The organism is Streptomyces sp. NPDC007189 (assembly GCF_040703635.1).
Lineage (GTDB): Bacteria > Actinomycetota > Actinomycetes > Streptomycetales > Streptomycetaceae > Streptomyces.
The window spans coordinates 308042-331794 of sequence record NZ_JBEYEY010000009.1 but is presented as its reverse complement, the minus strand read 5'-3'; the positions used below and the strand labels follow the sequence as shown (position 1 = coordinate 331794).

At 70.3% G+C, this 23753-nt stretch carries 18 protein-coding genes; 5 read left to right on the top strand and 13 right to left on the bottom strand.

The features are described 5' to 3' along the window. The first annotated feature begins 14 nt into the window (after positions 1-14). On the top strand, positions 15-536 hold the full coding sequence (locus tag AB0950_RS20950; protein WP_366779162.1) for a hypothetical protein: 522 nt from the start codon (positions 15-17) through the stop codon (positions 534-536). Between the two features lie 51 nt (positions 537-587). Further along, a complete protein-coding gene (locus AB0950_RS20945; RefSeq protein ID WP_366779176.1) occupies positions 588-794 on the top strand; it encodes a hypothetical protein in 207 nt (68 codons plus the stop codon). Positions 795-1312: 518 nt separating this feature from the next. Here the strand turns inward: AB0950_RS20945 and AB0950_RS20940 are convergent. The 12 genes from AB0950_RS20940 to eccB all read right to left on the bottom strand — a co-directional run bounded on the left by AB0950_RS20940 (position 1313) and on the right by eccB (position 16814). After that, the gene (locus AB0950_RS20940; RefSeq protein ID WP_366779161.1) at positions 1313-3463 is read right to left on the bottom strand and encodes a serine/threonine-protein kinase; all 2151 of its coding nucleotides are present in this window, start codon (positions 3461-3463) and stop codon (positions 1313-1315) included. An 85-nt stretch (positions 3464-3548) separates the two neighbouring features. Next, a complete protein-coding gene (locus AB0950_RS20935) occupies positions 3549-5723 on the bottom strand; it encodes a protein kinase (protein ID WP_366779160.1) in 2175 nt (724 codons plus the stop codon). Positions 5724-5735: 12 nt separating this feature from the next. Continuing rightward, a complete protein-coding gene (locus tag AB0950_RS20930; protein ID WP_366779175.1) occupies positions 5736-6716 on the bottom strand; it encodes a serine/threonine protein kinase in 981 nt (326 codons plus the stop codon). Positions 6717-6745: 29 nt separating this feature from the next. Continuing rightward, on the bottom strand, positions 6746-7873 hold the full coding sequence (locus AB0950_RS20925; RefSeq protein WP_366779174.1) for a S8 family serine peptidase: 1128 nt from the start codon (positions 7871-7873) through the stop codon (positions 6746-6748). Between the two features lie 374 nt (positions 7874-8247). After that, positions 8248-8547, bottom strand: coding sequence for a WXG100 family type VII secretion target (locus AB0950_RS20920; protein WP_330337472.1), 300 nt, complete (start codon positions 8545-8547; stop codon positions 8248-8250). A 78-nt stretch (positions 8548-8625) separates the two neighbouring features. Beyond that, a complete protein-coding gene (locus AB0950_RS20915; protein WP_360152865.1) occupies positions 8626-8976 on the bottom strand; it encodes a WXG100 family type VII secretion target in 351 nt (116 codons plus the stop codon). A gap of 141 nt (positions 8977-9117) precedes the next feature. Then, a complete protein-coding gene (locus AB0950_RS20910; RefSeq protein WP_366779173.1) occupies positions 9118-10311 on the bottom strand; it encodes a S8 family serine peptidase in 1194 nt (397 codons plus the stop codon). Positions 10312-10443: 132 nt separating this feature from the next. Next, positions 10444-12252 (bottom strand): hypothetical protein, encoded by a 1809-nt coding sequence (locus AB0950_RS20905; RefSeq protein ID WP_366779172.1) that lies wholly within the window; start codon positions 12250-12252, stop codon positions 10444-10446. A 2-nt stretch (positions 12253-12254) separates the two neighbouring features. Then, positions 12255-12701 (bottom strand): hypothetical protein, encoded by a 447-nt coding sequence (locus AB0950_RS20900; RefSeq protein WP_366779159.1) that lies wholly within the window; start codon positions 12699-12701, stop codon positions 12255-12257. Between the two features lie 678 nt (positions 12702-13379). After that, positions 13380-13988, bottom strand: a complete 609-nt coding sequence (locus AB0950_RS20895; RefSeq protein WP_366779158.1) for a hypothetical protein — start codon at positions 13986-13988, stop codon at positions 13380-13382. After that, on the bottom strand, positions 13985-15268 hold the full coding sequence (gene mycP / locus AB0950_RS20890) for a type VII secretion-associated serine protease mycosin (RefSeq protein ID WP_360152841.1): 1284 nt from the start codon (positions 15266-15268) through the stop codon (positions 13985-13987). The genes AB0950_RS20895 and mycP overlap by 4 nt, the downstream gene beginning before the upstream one ends. A gap of 25 nt (positions 15269-15293) precedes the next feature. Further along, entirely contained in the window at positions 15294-16814 is a 1521-nt protein-coding gene (eccB, locus tag AB0950_RS20885; RefSeq protein ID WP_360152838.1) for a type VII secretion protein EccB, read from the bottom strand. Positions 16815-17021: 207 nt separating this feature from the next. Here eccB and eccE point away from each other — a divergent pair, with 207 nt between their 5' ends. The 3 genes from eccE (at position 17022) to AB0950_RS20870 (ending at position 22699) form a co-directional block, all read left to right on the top strand. Then, entirely contained in the window at positions 17022-18383 is a 1362-nt protein-coding gene (gene eccE / locus AB0950_RS20880; protein WP_366779157.1) for a type VII secretion protein EccE, read from the top strand. Beyond that, complete coding sequence (locus AB0950_RS20875) at positions 18383-19147, top strand: hypothetical protein (protein WP_366779156.1); 765 nt, start codon at positions 18383-18385, stop codon at positions 19145-19147. The genes eccE and AB0950_RS20875 overlap by 1 nt, the downstream gene beginning before the upstream one ends. Positions 19148-19516: 369 nt before the next feature. After that, complete coding sequence (locus AB0950_RS20870; RefSeq protein ID WP_366779155.1) at positions 19517-22699, top strand: SCO5717 family growth-regulating ATPase; 3183 nt, start codon at positions 19517-19519, stop codon at positions 22697-22699. An 88-nt stretch (positions 22700-22787) separates the two neighbouring features. On the opposite strand, the gene AB0950_RS20865 is transcribed toward AB0950_RS20870, so the two are convergent. Further along, positions 22788-23735, bottom strand: a complete 948-nt coding sequence (locus AB0950_RS20865; RefSeq protein WP_360572613.1) for a bifunctional riboflavin kinase/FAD synthetase — start codon at positions 23733-23735, stop codon at positions 22788-22790. Between the last annotated feature and the right edge of the window lie 18 nt (positions 23736-23753).

Genomic DNA, 23753 nt, shown 5'->3' with positions numbered 1-23753 from the left:
GCCCCCGATCCCCCATGGCCTGCGTCGCCGGCGCCGTTGCCGTCGGTCTGGCCCTGACGAGCTGCTCCTCGGGAACTTCGGACAAGAAACGCGAATACGCTGTTCCCTCGTCGATGTGCGGAACTGCCATGCCTCCGTCGGCTCTGGAACCGCTCCTGCCGGCGGGGAAGACCATCTCGTCCCGGAGCAGCGGTTCTCCCGGCTACGCGCGCTGTCAGGTCTCGGTGGACGGAAAAGTCGTCCTCTCGAGCATCATCGAACGCTGGAGCCCGAGGACCACTCTCACGAAGGTCGCCTTCGGCACCTACGGGATCACCGCCCACAGCGTCAATAAAGAAGGTGAAAGGTACATCGTCGCGGACTCCGCCGCGGTGGGACACGTGGAATGCGCCGCCAAGCGGCGGGATGGCGCGGAAGTCTTCGCGGTGATCAGGACGCACCACGGCTCGGTCGACACCGCAGCCATGGAGAAGGCCATCAGCGAGTTCACCGATGCGGCAGCCACATCCAAGGAGTGCACCGAACTCAACACGTGAACGACGGCGTCAGCCCGCTCAGAACGCCGCAAAGGCGATGACCGAGCTGTCGTGCAGGACGAAGACACGATTGCCGGCGGCGGCCATGCGGCGGAGCGCTGGGTCGACCAGGTGCAGACTCTGCTCGACGCCTGCGCCCACATCTCCAATCACCTGCGGTACACCATGAACCAGCACGCCGCCGACGAGTCCTACATCGCCGGCACGCTGAGCAACATCTCCCAGCTGGACCACGGGTTCGACGGGCGGAAGGGCTGACGCAATCGACGAAGGCTCGGGAACCAGTGAGGCGGGCGAGCCGCGCACGTTCTCCTTGAGGAACGCGGTCCAGCACCTGCACGACGAGCTGGGTGTACAAGACGGGCGACGACAGCGGCGATGCGCTTCTCGAGATCCGGTTTTCGGCGTCGACCAGCCATCCTTCGGCCACCCAGGATGAATCCAGCAGCGACCAGACCACGTACCCACTGGGCGTGTATGCGAACGCAGGACCCGATGGAGCCGACCTGTTTTTTCGATGCACCACGAAAGCACCATCCAAAGATGCCTACATCGGAGATGCGAAATACGTGAAGGCGGAGCTCTATTCCACCGCCGCGATGCGGGGCGACAGCCCCGACAAAGATCGGATGGTGATCCTCAACTCGATCTCCCGCAAGTTCGCCCACGAAGCAGGGTGTGCTTCCGAGGCCGGCCTTCCCCTGTCGTGCATGGCCAAGACGCGGTTGCCGACGGCGGCCGTTGTTCTCGTCCAGGCAGCCGGTGGCGGCACCCGTTCAGAACGTCGTCAGGGCCTCGACCCCGCTGTCATGCATGAGGAAGACGCGGTTGGCGGCGGAGGCCAGATGAGCATAGGTGAACCCGTCGACGTCGTATACCCATGCCTGGCTGCCGTCGGTCGCCTTCGCTGTCTTGAGCTCCATCGAGTCGTCCGTCTCCGTCAGACCGCCGGCCAGCGCCCAGACGCCGTGACCGCTCAGCACAACGCGGGTACGGGTGAAAGCGGTCATATGCGAGGCGGAGAACCCGGCGCGCTCCGGCGTCCACATGTCACTGCCGTCGCGCCTGTCCAGGCGCGTGCAGTAGCTGCCTCTGGTGGCGTAGACCCCGTCCGCGGAGACCGCCGGCACGCCGAAGCCGTCTTCTTCGCCGGCCTTCGCGGTCCAGATCACCTGCCCATCGCTGACGCGACGGGCCTCCAGCGTCTTGCCGTTGAGATAAACGGTGTCGCCGTAGACCGCAGGGCGGACCGGGAAGTCGTCGCCGTTGAGATGAGCCGTCCGGCTCCACACCGTGCGGCCGTCGCTCGTCCGTACGGCGAGGACGCTTCCGTTCGTCGACGCGGGGATGAAGAGCCTGCCCTGGCCGACGGCGCCGGGCGGAATCACCTTCTGCCGGAAGTCGGTGGGGACGGTGGCCGTCCAGCGGACCTTCGCGTCCGCGCGGCCGATGCCGCGCACTCTGCCCTCCTTCGTGAGGACGTACACCGCCTCCGCGTCGGCTCCGAGCAGCGTCATGGCCTCGGCGCCAGGGCATGTCCACTTGGGCTCCCCAGTGGACGGGACGAAGGTCCGCAGCACCCCCTGGCTGTCCGCGCCGACGACGAGCCGGTCCGACAGAGACAGATAGCCGGCCTTCGCCACGATTCCGGGCGCCACCCAGCGCTTCGTGCCGTCCCTGACGTCGTACGCGGCGATGCCGCCACTCGCGGCGCCGAAGACGAGGACGTCGCGTACCGGCAGCAGCAGCGGCGAGTAGACATCCGCAATGTCGCCCAGTGACCAGATGCTGGCCGGTTCCCCGGTTTTGCTCGGATCCTTGTCGGGGTCGGCGTCCAACGGCTGCACAGGGGTCCGCACAGCCGGAGGGATGTCGAAGGGGTCGCTCTTCTTGACGCTCCGGGACGCGGCGCCTCCGTGGCTACCGATCCACCACGCCGTCGTACCGCCCCCGGCCGCGACCACGACGCCCGCCGTGGAGAGTCCGACGAGCATGCGCCGCCGGCTGACGGACGATGCTCCGCCGGTCGAGTGCGCCGTGATCTGCGTGGTCAGGCGATGAGCTTCGGCTTCCCGCTTCTTGATCGCATCGGCGATCCTTCCGCGCCGCCACGCCCGGTCCGCCCCCCTCGGCGCCGACATGAGCTGGGCGATCTGAGCGGGCAGCGGACGGGCGGTCGGATCCTTGGCGAGGCATGGAGCGATGAGTTCCTGCAACTGCGGTGACATGTCGCCGAGTCGGGGCTGACCGTGCACCACCTCGTACTGCAGCGCCGCCACGTGCCCACCGTCGAAGGCGCGTCGGCCGGTGGCGGCGTACACGAGCACGGCGCCGAGCGAGAACACATCGGCAGGCGGAGCCACACGCTGCCCGAGCACCTGCTCGGGCGCGCCGTAGCCCGGCGTGACGGGAATCTGCCCGGTGGTCGTGAGAGTGAGCCCGTGTTCGGGCCGGGCGATGCCGAAGTCGATGACACGCGGCCCGTCCGAGGTGAGCACGATGTTCGGCGGCTTGAGATCCCGGTGGATGAATCCGGCCGCGTGGATGTCGGCGAGGGTCTGCGCCAGGGAGGTGGCCAGGGCCCGCAGCGCGGGTTCGGCGAGCGGGCCGTAGGTGTCGACCACCTGGTCCAGGGTGAGCCCGGCGAGAAATTCGGTGGCGATCCACGGCCGCGCACCCTCGGTGTGGGCCCCCAGCACGGCCGCGACGCCCTTGCTGCGCACGGCCCGCGCGGCCTGCGCCTCGCGTACGAAACGCTGGACCAGGTCGGTGTCATGGGCGAGTTCGGGACGCAGAACCTTGACGGCAGCCAGGGTGCCGGCGCCGTCCTGTCCGACGTACACCTTGCCCATGCCGCCCTCGCCGAGGACGCCGACCAGGCGGTAGGGGCCGAGACGGATCGGGTCACCGGTGCCGAGCGGTTTCATCGTGGGTTGGTCTTTCTGCCGAGACGGACGGAGCGGTTTCCGGGTGGCGGTCCGGATGACGACCGGCCCCGCAGTCTGCCTGCGGTCACTCGAGCGGGTAGGCGGAGATGAAGTCGGTGTCCATGCCGAGCACCAGTCCCGACTGGGTGTCCGCGTGGAACTGCACAGCAGTCGTCTTGTACGTCAGGGCGATGCCGTGAGTCGACAGCGAAACGGCCCGCAGCTGCAACCCGTTCTTGTAGTACGCACAGCGGGTGCCGACGATCGGCTGCCAGCCGGTGTACGCCTCGTCCACTTCGGCTGTCGCCTCGGTCCACAGGACCTTGCCGCGCGCCGTGTCCACCGCCGTCAGTCCGACGCCCTCTCCCACGGCGTACAGCACACCCTTCGTCAGCGTCGGCGGGCTGTACCGCTGCCCGCTCTCGGTCGCCCACACCTGGGCGCCGTCGCTCAGTCGCAGCGCCCGGAGTTGCGCACCACCGACGTAGATGTGCTCGTCGTCCGCGGCGATCTCGCTCCTGAGGGAGTCGACATCCTCGATGTCGTACGGCTTGTCCCACAGCACGGCTCCGCTGCGGATGTCCCGTACGACGATGTGCGGCTTCTTGTCCTGGACCTCCTGGAAGGTCACCAGGCGCCCACCGGCCACCTTGGCGGCGAGGAAGTGCAGCCGCTCGCTCTTGTTCGACCGCTTCGGCAACGGCTTCGTCCAGAGGGTCTTGCCGGTCTTGAGGTCGGCCGCGCGCAGGGTCCAGGTCTGCGAGGGCAGGAAACCCTCGTTCTCTGCCTTCTTTCCGGCCCCCACCGCCACATACACGACGTTGTCCGCCAGGCAGAGCAGCTGGTTGGGCAGGATGCCGAAATCAGCATCCGCCAGACGGGTGGAGGTCGGCTTCACATAGTCCTGGGCCTCGTCCCACGTGGAGATCGCCATGGCGGTTCCGCTTCCGTGGTGGTCCCAGTCCTGGTCGAGCATGTACAGCCGGCCGTCGGCCACCGCTACCTGCCACCAGTTCCCGTTCATCAACATTTTGCGATTCGACCCGTTCGACGGGTTGATGCGCTGGAAGATCGCGTTCAGCGGAAGCCAGATGGACCCGTTGGCATGGTAAGGGGCGACCACCCCCCAGTTGTCGTATTCCATGCCGCCCTTGCCGCCGTACTGCCACAACGCGGAGAGATTGCGCGTCTGCCGGGGCGCCTTCTTGGCCGGAGCCGTGCCATGCCCGCGGTACCACCACACGCCCCCGCCCGCTGCCGCGGTCACCGCCAGCGCCCCGCCCGCCGCCAGGAACCCGCGGCGCGACAAGCCTCGGCTGGACGGCGAGGAGACCGTGGTGGGGCCCGCCTCGGTCGCCGGCGCCGGCAGCCGCTGTGGCGTCAACCGCCAGACGTCGGCGGCCCGGCGCCCGATGTCCGCAAGCAGCTCGGGGGGCAGATGGTCGGCGAACTCGCCTTGGCCGTCGTGGAGTTGGGCCGCGAGTTGGGCCGTGGTAGGCCGGGCCGCCGGGTCCTTGGCCAGGCACTGGGCCAGCACCGGCGTCAGCGCGGCCGGTACACCGCTCAGGTCCGCCTCCGCGTACCGCACCCGGTACAGCAGATCCGCCGCCTGCCCGTGTCCGAAGGGGCCGCGCCCGGTGGCCGCGTACACCAGCACTCCGGCGAGCGCGAACACGTCGCCGGCCGCGTCGTGGTCCTGCCCGGTGGCCTGTTCCGGCGACATGAAGGCGGGTGTGCCGACGGCGACGCCGGCCCGGGTCAGCCGGTCGTCGCCGATGGCGCGTGCGATGCCGAAGTCGATGACCTTCGGGCCGTAGGCGGTCAGGAGGATGTTGGACGGCTTGAGGTCGCGGTGTACGACGTCCGACCGGTGCAGCTGGCCGAGCGCCGAGGACAGGGCAGCGCCGAGGGCGCGTACGGACTGTTCGGGCAGCGGTCCGCCGGCCTCGACGGCCTCGTCGAGCGGGGGTCCCAGCACGTACTCCGTGGCCAGCCAGGGTGTCTCGGCGAGCGGATCCGCGTCCATCACCCGTGCCCCGAACTGGTCGCCGATGACCCGGGCCGCGTCCGCCTCCAGCCGGAAACGGGTGCGGGCCGCCGGATCGGTGGCGATGGCGGCGTGCATGGTCTTCAGGGCGACGGTACGGCCGCCGGCGGAGCGTGCCACGTAGACGGTGCCCATGCCTCCGCTGCCGAGCCGGGCGATGAGCCGGAAAGGGCCGAGGGCAACGGGGTCGTCGTGGGTGAGAGGAGTCGGCATGGGTTCTTGTCGTCAGTGGCTGGGGTGGGGTACGGGGGCCGTGGAGGGCGCCCCGCCAGGCGGCCAGGGTGTGTGCACCGGCGCCGGCAGCGGGACTTCCGCGGCCAGGACGGACGCCGACTGGTGGACGATCGCGGCCACGAGCCGGGCGGGCAGCCAGCCGGGGACCAGAAAGGCATCGGCGCGCGAGGGCGGAGCGAAGCCCGCGGGAGCGTCCGGCTGGGGTCCCTCCGCCAACTCGTCGATCACGTCGGCGAGTTGCGGCCGATGGGCCGGGTCGCGAGACAGGCAGCGCGGGATCAGCGAGCGCAGGGCGCCCGGCAGTTCCTCACGCTCCGGCATCGTGTACCCCGTGGCGGCGTACGCCAGCGTCGCGCCGAGCGCGTACACGTCGCCCAGCGGACGTGGCTGTCCGCCCGCGGCCTGCTCGGGCGGCAGGCTGCCGGGGTCGAGCCCGGGCACGTTTTGTCGTACGGCACCGTCCGGCGCCGCGGCCCGTACCGCCCCGAAGCAGGTCAGCCGGGGGCCGTCTGCGGCGATCAGTACGGCGGCCGGGCACAGCCCGGCGTGGGTCAGGTTCTGCCCGTGCACGACGGCGAGGTTCTCGGCCAGTGCGACACCGAGCGCCCGGACGGTCCGCTCGGGCAGCGGGCCGCCGTGCACGGCGAGGGCGATGGGCAGCGGAAGCGCGGGCACGTAGGGACGGGCGTGCCAGGGCTGCTCACCGGGGGCGGCGAGTTCGGCCGCCGGGAGAACCCAGGAGCCGAGGAGATAGCGGGAGGCGTCGGCCTCGGCCATGAACCGCTGCGGGTCGGCCGTGGCCAGGGGCGTGCTGACCAGTACGGTCCGGTCGCCGTCGGCGCTGCGGGCGATGAAACGGTGTTCGGGCACGGGGGTCTGCGCGGGAAGCCCGGAGTCGAGCCGCGTGACGACCGTGTACGGCCCGATCTGCCGGGTACCTCGCGTACTCGGTCCTGCCCCTGACGCGCGCATGCTCTGCTGGCCGTTGTCAGCCGAGGGCGTCACCTGGCTCGTCCCGCCCGCATAAGGGCCACACCTCCGCCGCCGATCACGACGATCGCGGCAACGGCGCCGAGCGTGATCCAGAGGGTGGAGTCGCTGTCGTTCGAGGATTCCGCGCTTGACCCTGCCGCTGAGGTGCCGCCGGTTGAACCCTTTTCCGGGGCTTGTGACGGGGTTGATGCAGAAGGGGAGGAGGACGAACTCGCGGTGGACGAGCCCGACTTGGCCAGAAGGTCGCCGCCGTTGTCCTTCGCGAGCGGGTCGACGTGCGCCGGTCCCGGGTTATAGGGCGGGTTCGCAAGAACCAGACGGGGACGAATGAGCCCGTAACCACCGTACTTGCTCGGGTTGTTCTTCGGCCACGTACGGCCCGCCGTGTCGATCAGGGCACGGGTCACTTGGTTCACCGTCCAGTCGGGGTGGGCGGACCAGATCAATGCGGCGGCGCCTGAGGTGATCGCCGCTGCGGGGCTCGTACCGTTCACGTTGTCGCAGTACGAGCGGAAGGTCGCGTCACACCAGCCGGGGAATCCCTGCCCGGGTGCAGCGAGGTCAACGTAGCCCCCTGAGGAGGAGAACTTCGAGGCGGTAAGGGTTTTGTCCGCCGCGGCTATGCCGAGCACATACGGATACGCGGCTGGATAGCCAATGACGCCATCCTTTTTCTGGCCTTCATTACCGACTGCCGCAATCAGCAGCTTCCCCTTGGCAGCGGCGTACTTGATGGCAGCCTCTTCGTTGGGGTCAGGGGCATCCGTGCCGAACGACATGCTGATGACTTTGGCGTCGGTGTCGGCCGCCGCCCTGATCGCGGCGGTGGAGTCGGGCGTCTTCTGGTTCTTCGCCTTGTCCTTCAGTTCTTCGAGCTTGATATGGATCGGGATGATCTTGGCTCCGGGTGCCAGCCCCTTCAGGCTGCCACCCGCTCCCGTACCCGCGATCAGCTCTGCCATGGTCGTGCCGTGGCCGACGGAGTCGTCGGTGGCTCCGTACGCGACCGACTTCGGGACTTCGTCCGTCAGGACCTGGCCCTTGAGCGACGAGGTGTCGGCATTCACACCGCTGTCGATGACAGCGACCTTCACGCCCTTTCCTGTGCTGACCTTCCACATCTTCTCGGCCTGCATGAGCCCCAGGTACCACTGCTTGGACTGGGCGTCGTCGGCGGCGGCAGTCGGGGCCAGACCCACTGTCGTGGCGGCCAGGGCACCGACAATCGCGGCCACAGCACCCACTCGTCTACCGTGGGGCGCTCTGTGACCCGTAGCCTCCTCGGCTCGTCGGCTGATCCCTGACTTCATCGTCCTTCTGTCCTCGCTCGTGCTGCGTTGACCACCGGCGGCACATCGCGCGCTGGGAGTTGTCGGGTAGGTCTGTTTCTTCGTCCTTCAGTTTCGACGGCTCGGCTTCTTCAACAGCTCGGCTTCTGCGGCTGGGCACAACAGCAGGGTGGGCGCCTCCCGCGCGCGCCCACCCTGGAGTTGATTCTGCGAGCCTCGCCCTACTGGAAGTAGCTGGCCGCCTTCTTGTCGCCTTCCATGTACGTACCGCCGGACTGGGCGACGACGTGACCGATGCCGGCCAGCGCCTGGTGGATGTCGTTGGCTTCCTTGTCCCAGCGCTGCAGCTTCTCGTGGAAGGTGCCCTGGGCCTGGCCCTCCCAGTACTGCAGGCTGTTCACCACCAGACCGCGCAGGTCGTGCAGGTCCTGCTCGAGCTGGCTCGCCTGGTTACCGATGTTGGTCGCCGCGGTGTCGAGCCCGTCATAAGTGACTGACAGCCCCTCAGCGTTGTTGGCCATGCCTGTTTACCTCGTCTCGCTGGTGTGTGCCTGGTGAGTGGGCCGGATTCCCGGCGGTTGTCCTGTGTCTCGCTCGACTCAGTAGGAGCTGAGGGCGGACGGCGGGATCGAGGAAGCGCCGTCGCGCACGTCGATCTTGTTGACGGCCGCGCGGACCTCGTCTTCCTTGCTGTCCTTGATGTTGCGCGTCGAGGTCATGGCCTCGATGACGTCACCGAGAATGGTGCCGATGTTGCGCAGCGACTCGTTGATCTCGAGCTGCTTCTTGTCGAACGCGGCACGGCCGATACCCTGCCACTGACCCTCGAGGCCGTCGATGACGCCCTGAAGCGTGTGCACGCGCTTCTGGATGTTCTCGTACTTCTCGAGCATCTGCTTCTGCAGCCGGATTACTGCATCGTCTTGGAGCTTCTGCTTTCCGCCGGCCATGGTCGGCCCTGCCTTTCGTGTGTCCGTTGTTGATCTGTTGGGTTCGGCTCACCGCTGGTGCTTTCGCTTCCAGCGGTGAGCACGCAGTGCCTGCCCTGTCCGAGGTGCACTGGACGTTATGGCCGTTGTCAGCCGAGGGCGTCACCTGGCGCGTCGTGCTCGCATAAGGGCCACACCTCCGCCGCCGATCACGACGATCGCGGCAATGGCGCCGAGCGTGATCCAGAGGGTGGAGTGGCTGTCGTTCGACGATTCCGCGCTTGATCCTGCCGCTGAGGTACCGCCGGTTGAACCCTTTTCCGGGGCTTGTGACGGGGTTGATGCAGAAGGGGAGGAGGACGAAGTCGCGGTGGACGAGCCCGACTTGGCCAGAAGGTCGCCGCCGTTGTCCTTCGCGAGCGGGTCGACGTGCGCCGGCCCTGGGTTATAGGCCGGGTTCGCAAGAACCAGACGGGGACGAATGAGCCCGTACCCGGCGTATTTACTCGGGTTGTTCTTCGGCCACGTACGGCCCGCCGTGTCGATCAGGGCACGGGTCACCTGGTTCACCGTCCAGTCGGGGTGGGCGGACCAGATCAGGGCAGCAGCTCCCGAGGCGATCGCAGTCGCCGAACTCGTGCCGTTCACGTTGTCGCAGTACGAGCGGAAGGTCGCGTCACACCAACCGGGGAATCCCTGGCCGGGGGCCGACAGATCGACATAGTTCCCGGCGGAGGAGAACTTCGATACGGTGAGTGATTTGTCCACTGCGGCTACGCCGACTACGTATGCGTCCGCGGCCGGATAACCAATGGTGTCGCCTGACTTCCGACCGTCATTGCCAACTGCAGCAATCAGCAGCTTTCCCTTTGATGCCGCGTAGTCGATAGCAGCCTGTTCATCGGAGTCGGGCCCTGGGGAACCGAACGACATGCTGATGATCTTGGCATCCGTGTCAGCCGCCGCCCTGATCGCGGCAGTGGCACCAGGCGTCTTCTTCTTCTCCTCCGCACTGCGCTTCATGCCGTCGAACTTGACGCGGATCGGGATGATCTTCGCCCCGGGCGCCAGGCCCTTCAGGCCGCCGCCCGCTCCCGTACCTGCAATCAGCTCGGCCATGGTGGTGCCATGGCCGTCGTAGTCGTCAGTGGCTCGGTAAGCGACCGATTTCGGAACCTCGTCCGCCAAGACCTGTCCCTTGAGTGACGCGGTGTTCGCGTTCACCCCAGTGTCGATGACAGCGACCTCGACGCCCTTTCCGGTGCTGACCTTCCACATTTTTTCGGCCTGCATCGGACCGAGGTACCACTGATGCGACTGCTCGTCCGCAGCGGCATTCGGAGCCAGGCCCACCATCGTGGCGGCCAGGGCGCCGACGAACGCGGCCACAGCACGCACTCCTCTACTACGGCGTGTTCTGTGAACGATGGCCTGCTCGGCTCGTCGACTGGTCCCTGACTTCATCGTCTTTCGTGTCCTCGCTCGCGCTCAGTTGACCACCGGCGGCACATCACGCCGGGGCTTTTCGGGCAGGTGTGTCTCTTCGTCCTCGACCAGATAGTCAGGCCGCGGCGATCCCTCCGTCTTCCGAGCGTCGCTGGGCTTGCCGTTGTGGCCGGCACCGCGGGCGAGGCCGGCACCACCACGGGTCATGCCGTTGCGCTCAGCACCTGCCGCGGAGTTGCGTGCGCTCGGCCTGCCGGTGACGGCCTCGGACGATCCCGAAGCGGCGGCAGAACCCGGCGCGCTCGCACCCGTCCGCGTCGTGGACTCCGGCATGCCGAAGACACCGCGCTGGCCGAGCCGGCCAGTGATGGACCGGGAGTTGCTCTCTTCCTCACCGCCGATGACCGTGCCGCGAGGGATCCTCGACCCGTTCTTCGACGACGGATTCGTGGTGGACGGCCGTCCCCCGACAACTCCATTGGACCGGCCGGCTCCAGTGGCCGGCCCGCTGCTCGTACGCTGTGCCGCCGTGCCCCCGGGCCGGGGCGTACCCCCTGTGACCCCTCGTCCCATCGGGGCCGACCTCGCTCCGGAACCGGTTCCCTTGACGGCGGACTGTCCGGTCGACGTGGCGCGTCCCATCTGGTCCATGGGGCCTCGGCCCACGGACCGTCCGGAACCCGGTTCGGTCAGACCGGACGTACCCGCGCGCCCCTGCGCCGATGACGGCGTACGAAAGCCACCAGAGCCACTCAAGCCCCGGCCCGAAGCGGCATTGGGCATGTTGGGCATGGGAAGCCGGTATGCACCGGCGTCGAACACATTGGGCTGCCCGCCACTTTGCGTGGGAGGCATGCCCGTGACCGGCGGAGTGTGGCTGGGGCCGGGTGTGGTGGTCGTGGGCGGTGGGAGCGTGCCGGTGGTGTCGATGTGGGTACCGACGGGCTGGTTGGGGTCCGGAATCTTGTCGGGGATGTGCTGCGTGGGCGTCGGACTGTGGCTTGTGACGTGCGTGGGAACATCACCACTCGGCTCCGTCACGTGATGGCCGCCGACCGCGGACACCATTCCGCTGCCTGTGTGCGATGCCGACCCAGAGCCAGCGGAGGACACCGGAGCGGTGAGGCCGGACTTCCTCGTGGGCTTGGGAACCCCCACGTTGGGCATGGAAGTGAACGTCGGCTTCTTGTCCTCGTCGGGCAAGGACGACAGCACCTCTTCGGACACCGCATAGTACGACGCCAACCGGTTCATCTGGTTGATCGCCTCTTGGCGGTCCTTCTCCACCTTTACGGCAGTGGCGTACCCCTCTTTGTCCGCCGCCTTCTCAGCTGCCGTGAACGTATCCGGGCGCTTCCGGTTCCCCTCCGTGTCACGAGCCGGCATGGCTCCACGGACAGCGGCAAGCCCCACGGCGGCAGCCGTGATCTGGTCGCCCGCGGCTCCGGCGAACTCGCTCAAGTAGTGGGTGTGCGTGACGAGCGTGCCGCCCCACTCGCGGAATGAGTCACCCGACTCACCGACCCAGTGGACCTTCTGGATGTGGCCGTCCAACTCGTCGGCTGCCGCCTTGATGGCGTCGCGCGCATCCCACAAGGCCTTCCCGGAGGATTCGAGATCCTCCGGATCGGTCTGCTCGACCAGGTCGATCATCCTGTTGAGAGGGAGGTCGAGACGGCCGAAGTCGGTCCGACCGGCTACCCCTTGCCCGATGGGCGTGGCCCTGATCGCCGTGTCAAACACTCCGAGAAGCCATCCGCTGTGCGGACTGCTCTCGTAACCACGAACCCAGTCTGTGGCCTTGTTCTGATTGCCGACTCGCTGCAGATCGGCGTCGTGCTTGTCGGTCATCGTCACGCCCTCACCTTGGTGCCGGTGCCCGTGCGCTGCTTGCCGTCCGCTGCGTCCTGACTCTTCCCGACCTCAGCCTGGATAGCCCAGAATCGCTGACGCTGCTCCTCTTCGAGATTGTCGAAGCCGATGCGCGCACCCTGTACCGCGATACCGATCGCCTCGATCTGCAGATGGAGGTTCCTGGACAGCTGCGTCAGCTCGTCATGGACCCGCTTGTACTGGTTGTACAGACCGTGCGCTTCAGGGAAGATGTCCGGCCCACCGGACGTCAGTGACGTCTGCCTGATCGTCTGAGCCCCGACCTTCGCCGGGTTGCCGGCGGACCCCTCAAGGGTCTTCAGGACGCTGTCCACCCGCTTCACGAACGTATCCAGCGCCTCACTGCTGGCTTCCAGGTTCGCCGCCCTGGTCGCCGACACGCCCCCCACCATGTCTGCCGGAAGCACGACGCTCCTCCCCGTTTCCCCGTACGTCCATCGATCCCGACCGGATCGGGACCGATCACTCGCTCGCTCGCCGTGTGATCACCCAGCGAGCCGCGACTCACAGCACTTGACCACTCTAGTCAACCTGCTCAACGGGTCCAAGCTGCATATGTGTTGACTCGGTTACGAGACCGCTTCAGGCGTCGCGATTTGCCCGGTTTGCGAGCGATCGGCGGCGGTGGCACAAGTGGCCGGCCCTGCGCGCTCGGGAGCGTCGACCCATCGTGGGCGCCGCCGCTCCTGCCCGTGCGCCGTCGTTGCGCGATCTTCGCAGAGTTCACACACACGTCCCCTCGGTACGGCTCTGCGGCGCGCTTCCGTACTCCATGGAGCAGCAGCGGTCGGCGACTCGGCCGCGACAGTGCCCGCCTCCCCAGACAACTGCGGCCAAGCGGAAGCCCGCATTCCCGACGCCACCCCGTCCGCCATACAGCACTCCTCCGTCGTTCTCCCGCGACAGCACTCCCGTTGGTCCCCTACGTCAGCAATCCGCCGAGCTTTCCGGCGATTGCATTCCCCAGCCGGCTCTCCCGCGACAACACCCCCCGTCGGCCGCTCGCCCCACCGTCCCCGGCAACTCCCCCGTCGGCCCCCGCCTCAACGCTCCCCCGCCACTCCCCCCCCATCAGCACTCCCTCATCAGCACCGCCCCTCCCCCGACCTCACAGCGATCCGGTAACCCCGATACGTCAGTGAGCTGTCCCCGCCGTAGAGGCCCGGTGGGGAGTAGTCGTCCTTCTTGGAGCGGGTGCGTTCGATGTGAGTGCAGAAGGTTGTGTCCGTGCCGTCGGCCGTGACGGTGAGGTTCGCGTGGGCGGGGGTGTCGGTGTCGGACGGGGTGGCGGTCACGCCGTACTGCGGGGCGTCGGCGCCGCCGTGTTCGGTGACCTTCTGCTCGAGCAGGGACGCGTAGTCGTCGAAGTAGAGCGGGGTGCCGGAGTCGTCGACGGTGAACCGGTAGCCGTCCAGGTCGTCCGTGGCCTGCCGTACCGCGCTCGTCAGCTCCTTGTCGTCCCAGGACTGGCCGTCGGACACGCCGAAGCCCTGGACGGCGGTGTAGACGCCGCAGGCGGCGAGGGCCACGAAGACGACCCGGGCGCAGACGAAGGCGGCGTCGGGCAGCTCCGGTGCCGAGGGGTTGAGGCGTTCGCGCCAGGCTCGTACCCGGTCCGCCTTCACGCACGCCATGGCGAGGAGCACGGCGGAGGCGAACAGGAGCAGGACGTTCAGCTTGTCCAGTGTGTTCACCGGCCGGTCTCCAGCCGCCCTTCGCGCCTGCGCCGCGCGTCCCGGACCGCCACCGCCGTACCGCTCAGGCCGGCCACCAGGACCAGGACGCCCACGACCACGTAGGCGGCCATGCGGCTGTCGCGTTCCTGCGCCGTCTCGCCGAAGTGCAGCGGCGTGACGTCCGGGGCCTCGGCCCTGGACACGCCGCCCTCGGGCTGCGGGGACTGGACGGGGTGCTCCGGGTCCACGTCCGTGAGCGCCTTCACCGGGTCCACCACACCCCAGCCCACCAGCCGGTCGTGACCGGGGATGGAGCGTTCCGCGGTCTGTTCGATCTGCGCGACGATCTCCTGGGCCGTCCAGTCGGGGTACTTGGCCTTCAGCAGGGCCGCGACGCCCGCCACATAGGGGGCGGAGAAGCTGGTGCCGTTGTCCGAGCAGTGGCCGCCGCCGGGGACTGTGGAGATCATGTCGACACCGGGTGCGGCGACCCCCACGAAATCCCCGGACTGCGAGAAGGGCGCGCGTTCGTTGTTGCGGTCGGATGCCGCCACGGCCAGGACCCCCGGGTACGACGCCGGGTACGTGACCTTGACGTTGCCGCCGAGGCCGTCGTTGCCGGCGGAGGCGACCACGACGACCTTGTGGGCGAGGGCGTAGTCGATGGCGTCCTTCAGCGTGGAGTTCTGCGGGTTGAGCGCGTTGGCGGTGTCCTGGGAGATGTTGATGACGCCCGCGCCCGCGTGGACCGCGTCCATGACCGCCTGGGCCAGGGTGTTCGCGGTGCCGTCGCCCTCGGCGTCGTTCTGCTTGATCGGGATGATCGTCGCGTCCGGGGCCAGGCCGACGAAGCCCGTGCCCTTCATCGGGCGGGCGGCGATGATGCCCGCCACGCGCGTGCCGTGGCCGACCGTGTCCGTGGTGCCGGAGTTGTTGCCGCGGTCGATCTTCTCGCCCTTGGAGTTCTTGGCGGGCAGCAGGTTCTTGCCCCGGGACGCGTCCACCGCCTTGGTGAGCTGCCGGTTCTTGACGTCGACGCCGGTGTCGATCACGGCCACCCGGACGCCCTTGCCGGTCGACATCGCCCACAGCTCGTCCAGGTTGACGCGTTGCAGCGCCCACGGCCGGCCCGCGTACGGCTTCGACGGGAAGGTGCACTGGCCGTCGTCGGCGCGGGCCGGGGCCGCGGGGAGGGCGAGCACCGTGGTCGTGGCGGTGAGGGCCAGCGCGGCGGCCAGGGTCGTCGCTCGCGCGGCGGGGCCCGAGATCCTGGCGCGGTGCGTCCTTGCCTTCAGCATGATTGCGTTCTCCTCCGCCCGGCCGTCAGGAACCCTGCGGCTGGCGCGCCGCCGCCTCCGACAGACGGGGGCCCGTCGGCAGGAAGGTCGACCACTCCACGGGGACGGGGCTCGGATTGACGTTCTCGTATCCGAGGTGGGTCTGGGCGATCTTCGCCTCCTGCAGCTCCTCCTTGCGCTTCTTGGCGTTGGTGCCGATGCGTTCGCTGTCGCTGTCGCTGTCGCTGTTGGACTGCAGGGCGTAGCGCAGGCCGGTGTCGGTGACCAGGAAGACGCCGCCGACCGAGGTCTCCGTGCCCTGGAACTGGCGGTAGAGCTGGCCGGAACCGGGGGTGACGTACCCGCTGGAGGAGCCGGTGGGCAGCTGGGCGGGGAAGTCCCGGCCCACCCAGGTCGACAGGGTGGTCCGGCCCTTGGCGCCGACCGAACGCAGCACGTTGCACACGGTGTTGCGGCCGCTGGTGGCGCTGGAGCCGTCGTTCACCATCCTGGGCCGGTACGTCGGCCAGTTCCGGTCGCCCTGGAACGTGGTGCTGTCGGCCACCGCGCCCGGGCTGACCTTCTGCGCCTCGCCTGCCTGGCCGACGTTGACGAGCTGTCCGCTGTTGAGCAGGAGCGTCGCGGTGAACTCGGAGATGCGGGCGACCTTGCCCTGGAGTACGACGTAGTACTGGAGCATGTGGCCGTCGTAGGCCTTGATGACCTCGCCGACCTTGTCGTACTCGGCAGGCAGGCCGGCGCCGGCCTTCGTGCCGGGCGTGCCCGGGACACGGGGGATCGAGACGGCGTCGCCCTTCTGGAGGGTGGCGAGCCAGTCCTGGGAGACGCGCTGCGGGGCGCGGCCCTGGGTGTCGAGGGCCTTGAGCAGTTCCTTGTCGTCCGGGTTCGCGATCGGGTAGGCCGTGCCGTGCGCGTCGACGACGTACTGCGTCTTGCCGTCCGGGGCGACGACGTACATCAGGTCGCCGCCGGTGAGCCGGTTCGGGCCCTCCGTCTTGGCCCATTCCTTCTTGGCGAGGACGAAGGCCGCCTTCTGGATGGCGCGGCCGCCGGCTCCGGGGCGTTCGCAGACCGCCCAGCGCTTGGCGGCCGAGGCCTCGCCCGGGGAGGGCAGGCGGTCGGGGGCGTAGGGGATGCCGATGGTGACGCCGTGCGGGGGCTTGCCGCTGTCCAGGACCTTCTCGTCGACGGTGATGACGCTGTCGTTCTCGGGGCTCAACAGCAGCTTGGCGGAGGCCATGTTGAGCACCGGGTGCAGCTGCACCTGCTTGCCCGTCTTGAGCACGACGTACCGGGTGGTCGACTCGCTGGCGACGATGACGTGCTTCTCCGGGTCGTCCCAGCCCTTGGGCGCCGTCGGGCTGAACATGCCGATCGCGCCGAACACCGCGAGGATGACGACGCCGACGACGAGGCCGGGCACCAGGGCGCCCAGCGGTTTGGGGGCGCCCTCCTCCGAGCCGGAGGGCGAGGGCTGAAGGAAAGCTGCGAGCGTACGGCGCTTCGCGAAGGTGTAGGCGTTGAGTTCGTCCCGCCGTGATGCCATCTGTGTCCGCTCTCTCCCCGTTGCGGAGCCATGGGGGACCTGTGAAGATCCGTCCCCCGCCCTCGGTTGCCTCTGGTGACTCGACTGTCAGACCCGCCCCCTACTATGCCTGTTGCGTAGACGTGCGTGTGGCACGGGTAGGGTGCTCACGGCTTGAAGGGACCGGAGCTCAAAGGGTTTCCGGGTGAGTTCGGGGGTTTTGGAGTGATGGCTTCCGCAACGCGGACCCGGTCGCGATCGCAATCGGGGTCACGACCTCGTCGTGCGCGCCGGCCGAGTGCCCACGGCCCTGCTTCCTCTCAGCCCGCCACCCAGCCCTCGCCCGCGCCCTACCAGGGCGCTTTCGCCCCGCATCCGGAGTCCCGTTCGGGGCGCGGCGGTTCGTTCGCGCTGCAGCGGCTGGTGCTGCTGGAGATCGCGGCCGCGCTCGTGCTGTGCGGGTGGCTCGCGGGGACGATCGCGATGATCGCCTCCGTCCCGGTCGCCGCGCTGTTCGTGGTGCTCGCGGTCGTACGGCGCCGGGGGCGCTCCCTGCCGGAGTGGCTCAGCACCCTGCTGGCGCTGCGGGCCCGCACGCGGCGGGCGGCGGCGACACCGGTCCCGCCGGGCACCGACGCCGGACTCGCCCCGGCCGTGGAGTGCGACCCGACGCTGCGCACCTACAGCTACAGCCGCGGCGACGACCGCGACCAGCGGCCGATCGGCATGGTCGGCGACGGCGGCTTCCTGACGGCGGTGCTCCAGGTGGAGTCGGACGCCGACGCGCTGCGCGCGGAGCGCGGCCGCAGACCGCTGCCGGTGCGGCTGGTGCGCGACGCCCTCGAAGTCGACGGCATACGGCTGGAGTCGGCGCAGATCGTCGTGCACACCCAGCCGGCGCCCGCGCTGCACCTGCCCCAGCAGTCGGTCGTGGTCACCAACTACGCGCCGCTGCAGGCCCAGACCGGTTCCCCGGCGGTGCGCATCACCTGGATCGCGCTGAAACTGGATCCCGAGCTGTGCCCGGAGGCGGTGGCCGCGCGCGGCGGCGGGCTGACGGGCGCGCAGAAGGCCCTGACCCGCGCGGCCGAGCATCTGGCGAGCCGGCTGACCGGCGCCGGGTTCCGGGCGAGCGTGCTCACCGAGGAGGAGCTGACGGCGGCCATCGCGACCTCCGCGTGCGCCAACCCCATGGTGACGGCGCAGGCCGGGCGGGGCGAGGCGCCGCAGCGCCGCACGGAGGAGTCCAGCCGCAGCTGGCGCTGCGACAACCGCCGGCACACCACCTACTGGGTGCGCCGCTGGCCCCAGCTGGGCGGGTCCGGCGGCTCGCTGGCCCAGTTGGTGGCGCAGCTGACGGAGGTGCCCGCGCTGGCGACGACGTTCAGCCTGACGCTGGCCAAGGGCGCCCAGCAGGACGTGGTGATCACCGGCCATGTGCGCATCACCGGCCGCAGCAACCAGGAACTGACCGACGCACGGCGGGAGTTGGAGCAGGCGGCGCGTCGGGCGCGGACCGGCCTCGCCCGCCTGGACCGGGAGCAGCTGCCCGGCGTTCTGGCCACCCTGCCGCTTGGAGGTGCCCGCTGATGGCCCTGTCGACCTCGCCCACGCCGTCGGGCGCGGCCTCGCCGGCGCCGGGTCTCGGCGAACGGCTGCGCACCGGTTTCGGTCTGCTCGGCCCCCGCCACCCGCGGCACACCCTGCCCGTGGAGCAGGCCGACGCGCTGTCCCTGCCCATCGGCGACGACGGCGTGGTCGTCGGCGTCAACGCCGAGGGCCAGCCCGCCGTGCTCGGCGTCAACCGTCCGACGCCGTACGACATCGTGCTCATCGGCGGTCTGTGGACCGCGCAGGTCATAGCGCTGCGGGCGGCGGCGACGGGCGCGCGCGTGGCCGTCGAGACGGGTCGCGCGCAGGCCTGGATGCCGATGGTGCACGCCATGGGCGGCGGGCAGAACGGCCTCGCGGTGTACGACGTCGGCCGCGTGCCCCCGCAGGGCGCCTCGGCCGGTACGCCGGTGCTGGTGGTGCGGGACTGCGGCATGCGCCCGCCGCGCGGACGCGTGGTGTCGGCTCCCTGGCAGTCCGTGCTGACCCTGCTGCCGTATCTGAGCCCGGTCGCGCCGCGGCTGATGCGCCAGGCGCGCCTGGTGGGCGTGCAGCGGGTGTCGCCGGACGAGGCGGCGGAGATCGGCCGGGTGCTGGGCCTGCCGCGTACGGAGGTCGAGACGCTGCCCACGCTTCCGGACGGGGTGACGCTGTGGTGCACGGAGCGGGACCGGCAGTACGTGGTCACACAGGCGACCGACCCCGAGACCGGACTGCTGGGCGTGGCTCGCCGCATGGACTGAGCCGCCCGGCGCGGTCGGCCCCAACTTGGCCGGTTTCAAGGAAGTTGGCGGCATGATGCCGGAATTCGCCCGCTATCGTGCCCGGCTGAGGCGCTTCCGCGTCACGTTTTGGTGTACGTCCGCACGCGCGGCGGCCGTAACTGCCCCGGTGTGACGCGTCGGACGGGCAGGAAGCGGCGGCCGGGCCTGCCAGCGTCGTCGCATTGGTGATTAGGCTGGGACCGGGCAGTCGCGAGTTCCCACGAGCGGGTGGTGCGCGCTCTGCGACCAAGGGGTCCGGTGACCCAGGGGGAAGCCCGGCGAATCGTACGACAGGAACGGTCGCCCCCTAGCACGGCATGAGGGTGTTCGACCACACCAGGAGGAACTGTGAACAGCGATCGGGACGGGATCCGCGGGGGCTGGGACACACCCGACGACGACCAGACCGACGCGGAGTCCGCCATCGAGATGACGGGCGAGTTCACCATCGACTACGCGCCGCCCGCCTGGTACACGCAGAACGCGCAGGGTTCGTCCGGTGCGCCCTCGTCGCCCCCGGTGCCGCCGCCTCCGCCGGCGAACAGCGCCCCCTACACGCCGCCTGCGCCGGCGCAGGGCGCCCCGTACGGCCCGCCCCAGGGAACCCCGCCCCAGGGCACTCCTTACGCACCGCCGCCCCCGCCGGCCCAGGCCGCGCCCTACGCCGCCCCGGCGCCGCCCGTCGGAAACCCCGTCCCGATGCCCCGGCTGCCGGACGGATTCGAGCCCCAGCAGCCCCACGCCGCCCAGCCCGCCCAGCCGGATGCGGCCCAACAGGCACAGCCGGAGGCTCCGGCGCCGGCCGTCGAGCCGGAGACGGGCAACGGGGACCTGGAGAGCGGGGCCACCATGCGGTTCTCCGCCGTGGCCCTGAAGCGCGAGATGGCCGAGATCGCCGAGCGCGCGGCGGCCGCCGCCCAGCAGATCGGCTCCGGCGACGAGGGCTCGGCCGAGGGTACGGCCACGGGTTCCGCCGGTGCCGAGGCCGACGCGTCCGAGAAGCCCGCGGGCGAGGGCTCCGGCGGCAGTGCCGAGGAGCGGTCGGACGAGGTGTCCGCGGGTTCGGCGCAGGATGCCGCCGCGTCCCAGGTCGACGCCCAGGAGGACAAGGGGCTCGGCGAGGGTGAGGGGGACGAGGGCGAGGCCCGGGCTGAGGACGCGGCCGAGGGCGGTGCCGATACGGATGCCGAGGACACGGCCGGTGCCCGGGAGGAGTCCGCGGACGACGCCAAGGCCGAGAACGGCACGTCCGATGAGGGCGAGTCGGGCGCCGCCCAGTCGGACGCTTCCTCTCCCACGGACGCAGAGGCAGACGCGGACGCGCAAGACGCCGTGACACCCGATGCCTCCCCCGCCGCCGACTCCACCCCCGTCGCCGACGCCGCCCCGCAATCCGGCGCATCTCAGCCCGGCACGCCGGAGAGCGGCGCACAGCCGGACGGCGCCCCGCACTCGGGCGCCTCTCAGGCCGCCGTACCGCCCGCGCCCGTCCAGGGCGGCCAGGACGGCGCGTCCGGCTGGACGCCTCCGCCCGCGCCGCAGAGCGGGGTGCCCCCGCTGCCGCCGTCCTACCAGCCCGCGGCGCCCGCTCCGGCGGCCCAGTGGCCCGCGCAGCAGCAGCCCGGCCCGATGCCCGCTCAGCCGCAGCCGGCGGCCGCCGAGGGGCCCGGCCCGATGCCCGGCCAGCAGCCGCCGTTCCAGCCGCAGGCCCCGCAGCCCGCGCCCGCGGCCTGGAACCAGCCGCAGCCGAACCAGCCCCACCAGAACCAGCCGGGCGCGCCCGCCGCACCGCAGGCCGGGCAGCCGGCGCCCGGCCCGGGACCGCAGCCGACCCCGGCGGGCCCCGGCGCCCCGGGTGGCGGTTACGGTTTCCCGCAGCCCCCCGCGCCCCAGCCGAACCCCAACGGCCCCAACCCGGCAGGCGGTTACGGCTTCCCCCAGCCCGGCACGCAGGGCGGTGCCCCCAACGCCCAGCCCCAGCCCGGCGGTTACGGCTTCCCCCAGCCGCCCACCGCCCAGCCGCAGCCGCAGCCGCAGCCGCAGCAGGGTGGTTACGGCTTCCCGCAGCCCGGCGCGCAGGTTGGTGCCCCCAACGCCCAGCCCCAGCCCGGCGGTTACGGCTTCCCGCAGCCGCCGCAGGGCCAGGGCGGCGCACCGGCGCCCGAGGGACAGCCTGCACCGCAGGCTCCCCACGCCCCGCAGGCACCGCACGCGCCCGTGGATCCGCGGTCCGGTGCCGCCTGGCCGCAGCCCGTCCAGCACGACCAGCGGCAGCCCACCAACCCCGGTGCGGCGCCGCTCGGTTACACGGCCGCCGTGGAGCTGTCCTCGGACCGGCTGCTCAACAACAAGCGGCAGAAGGCGAAGAGCGGGCGGCCCGCGGCGGCGGGCGGACGGTTCAAGCTCGGCGGCAAGAAGGAGGAGGCCGAGCGGCAGCGCAAGCTGGAGCTGATCCGCACGCCGGTGCTGTCCTGCTACCGGATCGCGGTCATCAGCCTCAAGGGCGGCGTCGGCAAGACGACCACCACCACCGCGCTGGGCTCCACCCTCGCCACCGAGCGGCAGGACAAGATCCTCGCGATCGACGCGAACCCGGACGCCGGCACGCTCGGCCGGCGGGTGCGCCGGGAGACCGGGGCGACCATCCGCGACCTCGTCCAGGCGATCCCGTACCTGAACTCGTACATGGACATCCGGCGGTTCACCTCGCAGGCGCCCTCCGGTCTGGAGATCCTTGCCAACGACGTGGACCCGGCCGTCTCGACCGCGTTCAACGACGAGGACTACCGGCGCGCGATCGACGTGCTCGGGCGGCAGTACCCGATCATCCTGACCGACTCCGGCACGGGCCTGCTGTACAGCGCCATGCGCGGGGTGCTCGACCTCGCCGACCAGCTGATCATCATCTCCACGCCGTCGGTGGACGGCGCGAGCAGCGCCAGTACGACGCTGGACTGGCTGGGCGCGCACGGGTACGCCGACCTGGTCTCCCGCTCGCTCACCGTGATCTCCGGGGTCCGCGAGACCGGCAAGATGATCAAGGTCGAGGACATCGTGGCGCACTTCGAGACGCGCACCCGCGCGGTCGTGGTCGTGCCGTTCGACGAGCATCTGGCCGCCGGCGCCGAGGTGGACCTCGACATGATGCGGCCGAAGACGCGCGAGGCGTACTTCAACCTGGCCGCGCTGGTCGCCGAGGACATCACCCGCCACCAGCAGGCGCACGGCCTGTGGACCAGCGACGGCAACCCGCCGCCGGTGGCCGCCCCGCCGATGCCGGGCCAGCCCTACCCGCAGGCGCCGGGGCAGCCGTACCCGCCTCAGCAGGGCCAGCCGCCGTACCCGCCGCAGCAGGGCCAGCCGCCGTATCCGCCGCAGCAGGGCCAGCCGTACCCGCCGCAGCAGCCGGGGCAGCAGCCCTACCCGCAGGCCGCTCCGGGCCAGCAGCCGTACCCGCCGCAGCAGGGACAGCCGCCCCAGCCCGGTGCCTACGGCTACCCCCAGCCGCCGCAGGCCCCGCCCCAGCAGTAGGACGGCAACACAGAGGGCGGCCGGCGCTCAGCGCACCGGCCGCCCTCTCGTCGTCAGACGCCCACACCAGTCGGGGAACCGCCGGAGGTTACCCCTCCGCCGCCACGATCTCCCGGCACCGCTTCACATCGGCGGCCATCTGCTCCAGCAGGGCCTCCAGCGTGTCGAACTTCGCCTGGCCGCGCACGTACGCGAGGAAGTCGACGGCGACGTGCAGGCCGTACAGGTCGAGGCCGACGCGGTCGATGGCGTACGCCTCCACCGTGCGCTCGGTACCGTCGAACTGCGGGTTCGTGCCGACGGAGATCGCGGCCGGCATGGCCTCGCCCTCGACGTGCAGATAACCGGCGTACACGCCGTCGGCGGGGATCGCGGTGTGCGGGAGCGTCTCGACGTTGGCCGTCGGGAAGCCCAGTTCGCGGCCGCGCTGGGCGCCGCGCACGACCACGCCCTCGACCCGGTGCGGGCGGCCCAGGATCTCGCGGGCGCCCTCGACGTCGCCCTCGGCGACCAGACGGCGGGTCAGCGTGGAGGAGAACGGCAGGCCGCCGCCCGCCTCGCCGGTGAGGTAGAGGTCGACGACGTCGACCTCGAAGTCGTACACCTTGCCCTGTTCGGCGAGGAAGTCCACGTTGCCGGCGGCCTTGTGGCCGAAGCGGAAGTTCGGTCCCTCCACGACCGCCTTCGCGTGCAGCTTGTCCACCAGGACCTTGACCACGAAGTCGGCGGGCGAGAGCTTCGAGAACTCGGTGGTGAAGGGCAGGATGAGGACCGCGTCCACGCCCAGGTCCGCCATCAGCTCGGCGCGGCGGTGGTGCGGGGCGAGCAGCGGCGGGTGGCTGCCGGGGCGGACGACCTCACTGGGGTGCGGGTCGAAGGTGACCACGACGGCGGGGACGCCCAGCTCGCGGGCGCGGTCGACGGCGTGCTTGATGATCAGCTGGTGGCCGCGGTGGACGCCGTCGTAGGAACCGATGGTGACGACGCTGCGCCCCCAGTCCTGGGGGATGTCCTCCAAGCCACGCCAGCGCTGCACTGTGACCGCTCCTCGAAC

Coding starts and splice junctions, on each gene's coding strand:
- AB0950_RS20930 (WP_366779175.1), bottom strand. CDS start 6,716: ATGCGCGCGTCAGGGGCAGGACCGAGTACGCGAGGTACCCGGCAGATC.
- AB0950_RS20950 (WP_366779162.1), top strand. CDS start 15: ATGGCCTGCGTCGCCGGCGCCGTTGCCGTCGGTCTGGCCCTGACGAGC.
- AB0950_RS20875 (WP_366779156.1), top strand. CDS start 18,383: ATGGCCCTGTCGACCTCGCCCACGCCGTCGGGCGCGGCCTCGCCGGCG.
- AB0950_RS20915 (WP_360152865.1), bottom strand. CDS start 8,976: ATGGCCGGCGGAAAGCAGAAGCTCCAAGACGATGCAGTAATCCGGCTG.
- AB0950_RS20925 (WP_366779174.1), bottom strand. CDS start 7,873: ATGCAGGCCGAGAAGATGTGGAAGGTCAGCACAGGAAAGGGCGTGAAG.
- eccB (WP_360152838.1), bottom strand. CDS start 16,814: ATGGCATCACGGCGGGACGAACTCAACGCCTACACCTTCGCGAAGCGC.
- eccE (WP_366779157.1), top strand. CDS start 17,022: ATGGCTTCCGCAACGCGGACCCGGTCGCGATCGCAATCGGGGTCACGA.
- AB0950_RS20940 (WP_366779161.1), bottom strand. CDS start 3,463: ATGAAACCGCTCGGCACCGGTGACCCGATCCGTCTCGGCCCCTACCGC.
- AB0950_RS20905 (WP_366779172.1), bottom strand. CDS start 12,252: ATGACCGACAAGCACGACGCCGATCTGCAGCGAGTCGGCAATCAGAAC.
- AB0950_RS20935 (WP_366779160.1), bottom strand. CDS start 5,723: ATGCCGACTCCTCTCACCCACGACGACCCCGTTGCCCTCGGCCCTTTC.
- AB0950_RS20910 (WP_366779173.1), bottom strand. CDS start 10,311: ATGGTGGGCCTGGCTCCGAATGCCGCTGCGGACGAGCAGTCGCATCAG.
- mycP (WP_360152841.1), bottom strand. CDS start 15,268: ATGCTGAAGGCAAGGACGCACCGCGCCAGGATCTCGGGCCCCGCCGCG.
- AB0950_RS20920 (WP_330337472.1), bottom strand. CDS start 8,547: ATGGCCAACAACGCTGAGGGGCTGTCAGTCACTTATGACGGGCTCGAC.